The 7,408-nt window shown below is 72.5% G+C and carries 6 protein-coding genes; 2 read left to right on the forward strand and 4 right to left on the reverse strand.

Annotated features, from left to right (window positions below):
• Positions 1–48: 48 nt before the first annotated feature.
• The 3 genes from ACFWZ5_RS10525 to ACFWZ5_RS10535 all read right to left on the reverse strand — a co-directional run bounded on the left by ACFWZ5_RS10525 (position 49) and on the right by ACFWZ5_RS10535 (position 2,341).
• Positions 49–582, reverse strand: coding sequence for a MarR family winged helix-turn-helix transcriptional regulator (locus ACFWZ5_RS10525; protein WP_384890616.1), 534 nt, complete (start codon positions 580–582; stop codon positions 49–51).
• 97 nt (positions 583–679) lie between these two features.
• On the reverse strand, positions 680–1,729 hold the full coding sequence (locus tag ACFWZ5_RS10530) for a questin oxidase family protein (RefSeq protein WP_384804082.1): 1,050 nt from the start codon (positions 1,727–1,729) through the stop codon (positions 680–682).
• A 66-nt stretch (positions 1,730–1,795) separates the two neighbouring features.
• Positions 1,796–2,341, reverse strand: a complete 546-nt coding sequence (locus ACFWZ5_RS10535) for a GNAT family N-acetyltransferase (protein WP_384804084.1) — start codon at positions 2,339–2,341, stop codon at positions 1,796–1,798.
• Between the two features lie 207 nt (positions 2,342–2,548).
• Between ACFWZ5_RS10535 and ACFWZ5_RS10540 the strand changes: the two genes are divergently transcribed.
• Positions 2,549–3,562 carry an RNA polymerase sigma factor RpoD/SigA gene (locus ACFWZ5_RS10540; RefSeq protein WP_384804086.1) on the forward strand — a complete coding sequence of 338 codons (1,014 nt, stop codon included), beginning with the start codon at positions 2,549–2,551 and terminating at the stop codon, positions 3,560–3,562.
• 1,133 nt (positions 3,563–4,695) lie between these two features.
• Here the strand turns inward: ACFWZ5_RS10540 and ACFWZ5_RS10545 are convergent.
• Entirely contained in the window at positions 4,696–5,745 is a 1,050-nt protein-coding gene (locus ACFWZ5_RS10545) for a helix-turn-helix transcriptional regulator (protein WP_384806588.1), read from the reverse strand.
• Between the two features lie 61 nt (positions 5,746–5,806).
• Here ACFWZ5_RS10545 and ACFWZ5_RS10550 point away from each other — a divergent pair, with 61 nt between their 5' ends.
• A complete protein-coding gene (locus ACFWZ5_RS10550; protein ID WP_384806586.1) occupies positions 5,807–7,357 on the forward strand; it encodes an MFS transporter in 1,551 nt (516 codons plus the stop codon).
• The last annotated feature ends 51 nt before the right edge of the window (positions 7,358–7,408 follow it).

Genomic DNA, 7,408 nt, shown 5'->3' on the forward strand with positions numbered 1-7,408 from the left:
ACCTGGGAAGACGGCGCATAGAAGCAGGGGGCGGAGCTGCCCGGGCTCCTAGCGGAGCCAGGGCAGATCCGCCCCCGCGTCCTTCGGCTGAAGTCCCTCGGCGAGAATCCGCATGATCTCGCCGAGGGACTTCTGCTGTTCGGGGCTGAGCCGGTCGAAGATGGCCTGCCGCACGGCCGCCACATGGCCGGGCGCGGTCTGCCGCAGCACCTCGAAGCCCTCGTCCGTGAGGATCGCGAACTGCCCGCGCTTGTCCGTCGGACAGTCCTCGCGCCGCACCCAGCCGCTCTTCTCCAGGCGCGCGATCGCGTGCGAGAGCCGGGACCTGGTGATCTTGGAGCCGCGGGCCAGCTCGGTCATGCGCAGGCGGCGGCGCGGCGCGGCGGACAGCTGCACGAGCAGGCCGTAGTAGACGTGCGGCATGCCCGCGTCGCGCTGGAGCTGCCGGTCGAGGTAGTCCTCGATCAGTGTGGAGGCGTGAACGTACGCCAGCCAGGTGCGCTGTTCCTCGTCGTCGAGCCAGCGCGGCGCGGCGGCGCTCTTCCCTGCGGCGTCCCGTGCCGCGCTGGATGGCGTGTCCATGTATCCCACTGTACGAGCCCTTCCTGTGGCGCCGGCCGCGCCGCCTCAAACCTCGCTGGAGCGCGAGTGGAGCCTTGAACGTGCCCGAACAACACACCTAGAGCGCGGGCGGATTGAGTTCCACGCCGCGGATCGCGGCCGCCCGCGCCCGCTCGTCGCCCACGTCGAACGCGGTGTCCGCGAACTTGATCGTGTGGTCGTCGCCGTGCGCCGCGGCCCGCGCGAGGATCTCGTCGAAGGTGAAGCGCTTCGCCTCGCCGTACGCCGTGCGCGTCTGTTCCTCCGGCGCAGGCTCCGCGGGCGCGTACGCCGAGGTCACCGCCGCGGACGCCGCCCAGGCCGCCGCGAGCGAGGCCGGCCACAGCTCGCGGGGGAGCGCGGGCAGGGTGCGCAGGACCGCGTTCGGGGCGGTCGCGGCGTGCACCAGCATGATCGGCGCGGCGTGGCCGTGGGTGGCGAAGCGGTGCACGGCCGCGGTGACCAGGTCGGTCAGGTGGTCGCGGGCGGCGTCGGGGCCGACGTCGGGGACGGTGGGCCAGACGGGCACCGAGGTCAGGCGCGCGAAGCGCTCCGGCAGCGGCCCGTCCTGGAGCGGAATGCGCCGCACCGCGTCGAGCGCGGCCGCCGCGTCCGCCGACGGCTCCAGCGTGAGGGGCGTGAGCGCGGGCAGCGGGTCGTGGCGGGCCGCCCAGTAGCCGAGGCCGTGGGCGAGCTCGGCGAGCCGGGGCGCGGTCTCGCCGCCCGGGCTGAGGAGGGAGCGCACGGCGTGGCCGACGCGGATCACCGGGTGCGTGGATCCCGCCGCGATGCCGGGCAGGAGCGTCAGCCACCAGGCGGCGAGCACCTCGCGCCAGGGCCGCTCGGCGACGGCGCGCTCGAAGTGGTCGATCCAGTCGGCGGCGCGCCGCGGGTCGCCGAGCGCCTCGTGCCAGTTGGCGTCCGTGACCGGCGCGTACCGGTCCGGCATGTCCTCCAGCTTGTGCCGGTAGTAGTCGAGCCAGCGGTGTACGGAGTCGGCGTGGCCGCCGCGGACCAGGGCCTCGACGGCCATCGGGCCGTGGTTGGAGAGCCGGCCGTCGTGCTCGGGGCCGCTGGCGTGCAGGCGCTGGAGGGCTTCGTCCAGGACGCCGTCGTTGATCTCGTTCATGGCCGCACGGTAGGGGCGGCGGCCTACGCCCCGTAACGGTCTGGCGGACTAGTCCCGAGGGCCGTACTAGGACCTTGGTCCGAGCGCCAGCTGGTACCAGGCCACGTCCCAGTACCGCTGAAACTTCCGGCCGACCTCCTCGTACGTACCGATGTGCCGGAACCCGAAGCGCTCGTGCAGGCGCACCGAGCCCTCGTTGGGCAGCGCGATGCCCGCGTACGCGCGGTGCAGGTCCTCGCCTTCGAGAGCGGCGAAGAGCGCCTGGTAGAGCAGGGTGCCGACGCCGCGCCCCGCCGCGTGCGGTGCGCAGTAGACGGTGACCTCGACGGAGGTGGAGTACGCGGCTCTGGCGCGGAAGGGGCTGCTGGTCGCGTACCCGAGAATGTCGGATTCGTTGGTTTTATTGGTTTTCCGGCCGTGGGCAACCATCAGGCGGTGGGGGCCGTCTTTGGGGTGGGAGAGCAGCCAAGGGCGGCGCTCCTCCGGCAGGAAAGGGGCCGTGTCAAATGTGACGGCGGTCTCACGAACGTAGTGGTTGTAGATGTCCGTGAGCGCCCCCAGATCGGCCTCCACTCCCGGCCTGACCTGCACCTCTGTACGTTCCCGCGGCACGTGTCCTCCTCGTGTGGCCGCACAGGGTACTGCATGATCAGGAAAATGGATGCGCGGGTTGGGAATTCTGTCCGGATTCCAGTCGTTGTTTCCATCGGATGCAGGGCACCTGGGAGGGTGTGCCGTCCACCACAGGTCCACGCCAGGACCGCCCGGAAGACCGGTCCACGCCGGACCGACCAGTGACAACCACGCAAGGGAGCACGCATGGCAACCCGTGCCGTCGCCCGTCGTAAGTCCGCCGACTCCGGTGAGACCAGCGTCGCGGCACGCAGTGTTCGCGCCGTAGGCGGCGAGATCGCCGACCGCGACCTGGTCGGCATGTACCTCGACGAAATCGCGCGTACGCCGCTGCTCGACGCCGCCAAGGAGGTCGAGCTGTCCCAGATCATCGAGGCCGGCGTGTACGCCCGGCAGATCCTGGCCGGCGAGGTCGAGCGGGACGGCAAGAAGGCCGTCGCCGCCACCGACGAGGAGCTGCGCGCCCTCGTCGCCGACGGCGAGCGCGCGAAGGACGTCTTCATCCGGTCCAACCTCCGCCTCGTCGTGGCCGTGGCCCGCCGCTATCCGCGCAGCGGCCTCCCGCTCCTGGACCTCATCCAGGAGGGGAACGCGGGCCTGGTCCGCGCCGTCGAGAAGTTCGACTACGCCAAGGGCTTCAAGTTCTCCACGTACGCGACGTGGTGGATCCGCCAGGCCATCACGCGCTCCATAGCCGACCAGTCCCGCACCATCCGCCTCCCCGTGCACCTCGTCGAGGAGCTCGGCCGCATCCGCCGCGTCCAGCGCGAGTTCAACCGCGAGCACGGGCGCGAGCCGGAGCCCGCGGAGATCGCCGCGGAGCTGTCCTCCACGCCCGAGCGCGTGACCGACGTCCTGGACTGGGCCCGCGACCCGGTCTCGCTGAACATGGGCGTGGACGACGAGGGCGACACCCAGTTCGGCGACCTCCTGGAGGACACCTCGGCGGTCTCGCCCGAGCAGTCCGTCCTCTCGCTGCTGCGCAGCGAGGAGCTCGACGACCTCATCGGCCGCCTCGACCAGCGCACGGCGTCCATCATCAAGATGCGGTACGGGATCGAGGACGGGCGCGAGCGGACGCTCACGGAGGTGGGCAAGGAGCACGGCCTGACCCGCGAGCGGATCAGGCAGATCGAGAAGCATGCGCTTCTCGAGCTCAAGAAGCTGGCGCGGGACACGGGGTTCGACGCGGCGGCCTGACCGGCCCGGCGAACGGCCCCCTTGGCGGGGCCATCGCGGTCCGGCGAACGGCCCCTTGGCGGGGGCCATCGCCGCCGCGGGGCGGGCCGGTTGCCGCCCCTGCCTGGACACTCCCCCCGCCCACGAGGCGGACACCCCCTGCGGGCCCCACCCACGGGCCGAACACCCCAGGCGGCGCCGCCTGCCGCTACCGCGGCACTTCATCCCCCACCCGCCCGCCCGTTTCCACCCTCCCGCGGGGCGAACGCCCCTGGCGGGGCCCACCCGCCGTCGGCACCTGCGGCCCGCGCCGCTTCGCCTCCCACCCGCCGTCGGCGCCTGCCGCTACCGCGGCGTTTCGTTTCCCACCCGCCCGCCCATTTCTGCCCTCCTGCGGGGTGAGCGCTCCCTGCGGGGGTGACCCGCCGTCGGCGCCTGCGGCTCCCCTCTGCCGCTGCCGCGGCGTCCTGTTTCCCACCCTCCCGCGGGGCGAACGCCCCTGGTGGGGCCCACTCACCGTCGGCGCCTGCGGCCCGCGCCGCTTCGCCTCCCACCCGCCCGGGGTGGGCGCCCCGGGTGGGGGTACCCCGCCGTCGGCGCCTGCCGCCCCCTGCCGCTACCGCGGCACTTCATCCCCCACCCTCCCGCGGGGCGAACGTCCCTGGTGGGGCCCACCCGCCGTCGGCGCCTGCGGCCCGCGCTGCCCTGTCGCCTGCCGCCTTCTGCCGCTGCCGCGGCGTCTTGTTTCCCACCCGCCCGCCCATTTCTGCCCTGCCGCGGGGTGGACGCCCCCTGTGGGGGCACTCGCCATCGGCGGCCGCGGCCCCGCACCCAACCCACCCACCCGCAGCGCTCCGCGCAAGGCCCACCCCGCGATGTGGGGTGAACGGGTGGGGTGGGCGGGAGAAGAAGCCACCCACTCAGCCGCAGCGCTTCGCGCGAGGTGTGCCCTGCGGTGTGGGGTGAACGGGTGGGGTGGGTGGGAGAAGAAGCCACCCACTCAGCCGCGGCGCTTCGCGCGAGGTGTGCCCTGCGGTGTGGGGTGAACGGGTGGAGTGGGGGGAGAAGTCGCCCGGTCAGCCGCAGCGCTTTGCGTGAGGGGTGACTCGCGGTGAACGGGTGGGATGGGTGAGGGAAAGAACCGCGGGCGGAGTTCAGGCTGGGCCCGCGGCCTGGGTGAGGCGGCGGCCCAGATCCCGTACCCGAGCCACCAACTCCTCCGGCCCGCGCACAGCGAAGTCACACTCGACCCACAGCAGCCGCACCGCCACCCACCCCACCGGCTCCGTCACAGCCCCCCGAAGCCGGCACCGGTCGTCCCCGACCGCGACCACCTCACCCAGCGACGGCGGCAGCCGCCGGGCCACGTCGGCCGCGGGGGCGTGGAACTCCACATCCACCTCGTACGCCGCGGTCTCCTGCCGCCGCGGCAGGACACTCCGCCGCACATACGCCTCCGCACTCCCACCCGGCAACATCCGCGGAGCGAACCGCACCCCCGTGACGAACGGCTCCGACACCCGGTCCACCCGGAACGTGCGCCAGTCCTCCCGGTCCAGGTCGAACGCGACCAGGTACCAGCGCCGCCCCGTGGACACGAGCCGGTGCGGCTCGGTGAGCCGCCGCGACGGCGTCCCGTCCTTCGCCTCGTACGCGAACCGCAGCCGCTCCCGCGCGGCCGTCGCCGACGCCATCACCGTCAGCGTCTCCGGCGCGATCCGCGCCCCGTCCCCGCTGGTCAGCGACATCGTCGCGGCCCCGAGTGCGGCCACCCGACGGCGCAGGCGCGACGGCAGGACCTGTTCGAGCTTCGCCAGGGCCCGCACCGACGCCTCCTCCACGCCCTCGACGGCGTGCCCCGCCCCGGCCCGCAGGCCGACGGCGATGGCCACGGCCTCCTCGTCGTCGAGGACGAGCGGCGGCATGGCCTTGCCCGCGACGAGCCGGTACCCGCCGGTGGCGCCCTGCGTGGCCTGCACCGGGTAGCCGAGCTCCCGCAGCCGGTCGATGTCGCGCCGCACCGTGCGGCGGCTGACGCCGAGGCGCTCGGCGAGCTCCCCGCCCGGCCACTCGCGCGGGGTCTGGAGGAGGGAGAGGAGGGTCAGGAGCCGAGCGGGCGTATCCGTGCCGGTCCCCGTCCCCGTCCCCGTACTCGTACTGCCGAAGCCACCGCCACTGCCCGAACCGCCGCTCGAAATCGTCATGACTTCAGAATGCCGCGTAACTAGGACATGAACTGTCCTATATGGCTTCTAGCCTTACGGCATGACTTCACCCAGCACCCCCAGCACAGCTGCTCCGTCCCCGGGGTCACCCGCGGACCGCCGCCGGTGGTTCGCGCTCGCCATCGTCATGACGGCCGCCTTCATGGACCTGGTCGACGTGACGATCGTGAACATCGCGATCCCCGCCATCCAGCGCGACGCGGGCGCCACGTTCAGCCAGATCCAGTGGATCACCGCTGGTTACGCGCTGGCGCTCGGCGCCGGACTCGTCACCGGCGGACGGCTCGGCGACATCTACGGCCGCAAGAAGATATTCCTCGTCGGCATCGCGGGCTTCACGCTCGCGTCGGCGCTGTGCGGCTTCGCCGCGAACCCGGAGATGCTGGTCGCGTCGCGCATCCTGCAGGGCGGGATGGCCGCGCTGATGGTGCCGCAGGTCCTGTCGATCGTCCACGCCACGTTCCCCGCGCACGAGCGCGGCAAGGTCTTCGGCCTGTTCGGCATGATCGTCGGCCTCGGCGCGGTGTCGGGCCCGCTGCTGGGCGCGCTCCTGACCGAGTGGAACCTCTTCGGCCTCGAATGGCGCCCGATCTTCCTCATCAACCTGCCGGTGGGCATCGCGGGCCTGCTGCTCGGACGGAAGTTCATCACGGAGTCCAAGGCCCCGAAGGCCCTCAAGCTGGACCTGATCGGCGTCGTCCTGGTCACCGCGGGCGCGCTCCTGCTGCTCTACCCGCTCACGCGCGGTCGCGAGCTGGGCTGGCCGACGTGGGGGTACGTGATGATGGCGGGCGCCGTCGTCGTCTTCGGCGCGCTCGTCGCGTACGAGAAGTGGAAGAGCGAGAAGGACGGCTCGCCGCTCGTCGAGCTGTCCCTGTTCAAGGTGAAGAGCTTCGCCGCGGGCATCGCCGTGCAGACCGTCTTCGGCGTCTCGCTCGGCATCTTCTTCCTGGTCTGGACGATGTACATGCAGGTCGGCCTCGGGTGGAGCGCGCTGCACGCCGGTCTGACCGGCGTCCCGTTCTCCATCGCGGTGTCCGCCGCGGCCGGTATCTCCGTGCAGAAGCTCGTGCCGCGCTTCGGCCGCAAGGTCCTGCAGGCGGGCGCGCTCACGATGGCCGCGGGTGTCCTCATCTACATCTGGGAGGCCGGGCGTTACGGGGCGGGGATCGCCTCTTGGCAGATGGCGCTCCCGCTCGTGGTGATGGGCTTGGGCATGGGCCTCATCGTCGCGCCGCTGACGGACGCGGTGCTCTCCGAGGTGCCGCAGGAGCACGCCGGGTCGGCGTCGGGCCTGATCAACACCGTGCAGCAGATGGGCAACGCGTTCGGGCTCGGGCTTGTCTCGGTCGTCTTCTTCGGTGTCATCGACGAGCGGGTGGCGCGGGATCGGATGCCCGCGGAGTTCGTCCACGGTTTTCAGAACGCGCTGTGGTGGGTCGTCGGGGTGCTGGTCGCGATCTTCCTGCTGATGCTGGCGCTGCCGAAGCGGCCGGCTCAGCATGTGGAGGGTGCCGTGGCCGACGCCGTGGACGGCGTCGTGCCGACATCAACCCCGGACGAGTCCCGCGAGCCTGCCCTCACCTCCTGACCCCTCCGGCCCCGCCCGCCCACCCCGCTGCGCATGGGGTGGGCGGGCGGG

The organism is Streptomyces sp. NPDC059003 (assembly GCF_042740445.1).
Taxonomy (GTDB): Bacteria; Actinomycetota; Actinomycetes; order Streptomycetales; family Streptomycetaceae; genus Streptomyces.

Coding starts and splice junctions, on each gene's coding strand:
- ACFWZ5_RS10545 (WP_384806588.1), bottom strand. CDS start 5,745: ATGACGATTTCGAGCGGCGGTTCGGGCAGTGGCGGTGGCTTCGGCAGT.
- ACFWZ5_RS10550 (WP_384806586.1), top strand. CDS start 5,807: ATGACTTCACCCAGCACCCCCAGCACAGCTGCTCCGTCCCCGGGGTCA.
- ACFWZ5_RS10525 (WP_384890616.1), bottom strand. CDS start 582: ATGGACACGCCATCCAGCGCGGCACGGGACGCCGCAGGGAAGAGCGCC.
- ACFWZ5_RS10540 (WP_384804086.1), top strand. CDS start 2,549: ATGGCAACCCGTGCCGTCGCCCGTCGTAAGTCCGCCGACTCCGGTGAG.
- ACFWZ5_RS10530 (WP_384804082.1), bottom strand. CDS start 1,729: ATGAACGAGATCAACGACGGCGTCCTGGACGAAGCCCTCCAGCGCCTG.